General features: G+C 52.5%; 2 protein-coding genes. Both read right to left on the minus strand.

Annotated elements, in window-relative coordinates; translation table 11 throughout:
• Window positions 1-206 precede the first annotated feature (206 nt).
• Window positions 207-668 (minus strand): hypothetical protein, encoded by a 462-nt coding sequence (locus tag J4G38_RS25260; protein ID WP_210521755.1) that lies wholly within the window; start codon window positions 666-668, stop codon window positions 207-209.
• Window positions 669-914: 246 nt separating this feature from the next.
• Window positions 915-1,631, minus strand: coding sequence for a GNAT family N-acetyltransferase (locus J4G38_RS25265; protein WP_210521754.1), 717 nt, complete (start codon window positions 1,629-1,631; stop codon window positions 915-917).
• Between the last annotated feature and the right edge of the window lie 445 nt (window positions 1,632-2,076).

Raw genomic sequence — 2,076 nt, forward strand, 5'->3', positions numbered from 1 at the left:
GACCGTTTGAAAAAGGTGCTTTACAAGCCTTATTTTCCGCTTGTAACCACTTCCAGTAGCTTTTCAGGCTGTTGAGCCGAGTTCTGCAACAGCCACGAGCGTTTGGCTTTATCGCCCATCTAAGGCCGCAACAGTCACAGGAAAAACAACCCAGGGTACTCACAGACGGCATTAGCGGGGCTGTTAGTCGGCCTTGCGGCCATTTCTCATGTGTAGTATTCGCCGTCCCACGGGCTCATAAACAGCAGCCCGTTTGGCTCGAGGCTGACGGTTTGGGCGACCGGGTCGGGGATTAAGCCGAAGGTGAAGCCGTCGATTTGGGTGCGAAAGGGGGCCACTTTGATGTCTTGGTAGGTGACTTGGCCGAGCGGGGCCAGCAGGGCCTGGAGTTGGGCGTGCAGTTGTGCCGGGTCGCAGGTGGCCGTTGTGCCGCCATACCACGCTTCGGTGCGCTGGTACGTCCCTTTGGCGTCAAACAGGTGCAGCACCGCGTATTCCCGGCGGTACGCGGGCCAGTCTTGCTGCTGTTCCGGAGTTAAATCGGCAAAGGGCGGCGAGAAAACAAAGGTCTCAAACGCCATGAACAGGGTGCCATCCGCGGCCCGGCCAATGTATTCGGTGTGGTAGTCCTCCATCTGGAGAATGGGCAGTTTCGCGGGAATGGCCATGAGTCCAAAGAGGCGTAGAAGGGGCCGAAATATAGCCGCCAATGCGCTGCGCCAAGTGGTCAGAGCAGGAAAGCAGGAAGTTAGGAGCGTAACTATAACGTGACTCGGGTTCACTTTAACGGTGGCAAGGTAAACGCGCTGTGTTCAGTCGAAGGAGGGTCTGCACAGATATAGATCGTGTAAGGAAATTACAGTAGTCGGTTGAGGCAGGGATGGGCGTTGACCTAAACCGGGCACACAAACACATTATTGGCGGTCAGTTGCTCTTTCGGCCATTAAGTCGTTATGTGTCAATTCGAACAGCGTTAGTGCTTCGTTCGTCTCACTGTCTCGCTTAAAATGTAGTTTCTCTAAAACGCTTACGGAACGTTGGTTTTCAAAGCGAGTATGAGCTTTTATTGCTTGTAGTCCGACCTGTTGAAAGCCAAAGTGAATCACTGTTGAGAGCGCTTCTTGCATCATCCCTTTGCCCTGAAAGTCTGGCAATAATTCATACCCGATTTCTGCCTTCGACGAGTTTTCCGAAAAGTTAAACAAGCAGACCGTTCCAATCACGCTGTCAGCCTCATTCACCGTAATGGCCCAATAAATGCAATCGCCGCTTTGAACGTTTTCGTTAATGGTGTGGATGAAGGTCCTGGCGTCGTCAATTGATTTGCTGGGTTGCCTATCTAAGTACTTGTTCACGTGGTGGTTCGAACGCAACGCCAAGATTTCCTGGCCATCACTGCGTCTAAGTTGCCGCAATGTGAGCCTTCCGGTTTTCAAAACTGGAAACGGTGTAAACTTTTTGCCTGTCATTTTCTTGCCTAAGAGCTTGGTGTGGAATTGATCAAGAAGTACAAAGGGTAGCAATTGCAAAGGAACGGTTGGACCGAGAATCATTGCTTCTCTTTTGATGCATGCAGCGCGCGGATCAGCAGGATGATAAGGCCCAGGCAGAGCGGAAGCACTCGGCCCCACAAGGGCACCGCCATAGGCCCACTGCTAAAGGCCGAGCCGGCGTTCAGTCTTATCGGGAGCCCACACAACAATGCGTCGAACAGCGTCAGCCAACGAATGGGGCATTTTAACATGTAACCAAAGTAGGCAGGTGTTCAGCAAAACGGTCGAATCGGCGAAAGGGGTATTTGTGCAACAGGCTGTTGTACAATTTCAAATTACTTATTTTCTGAAGGTATTGATCAATAGCCTATCGGTGCGGGTGTCGTACCGCCTGTCGTAACCCATTCGGCATTGACTTATTAAACGTCTTGTTATTCTGTTTATTGCGTGTCGTAATTGGTGTCGTAATCGGCAGGTGTATCTTGCGGCATGATTGCTCCTGACGCTTTGTACCACGACCCAGCCGCCGTGGCGCCGCTGACGCCCAGCCCCTGGCCCGCGGACCTGCGCGCCTTGGCCTTGC

This window comes from Hymenobacter terricola (genome assembly GCF_017921975.2).
Lineage (GTDB): Bacteria > Bacteroidota > Bacteroidia > Cytophagales > Hymenobacteraceae > Hymenobacter > Hymenobacter terricola.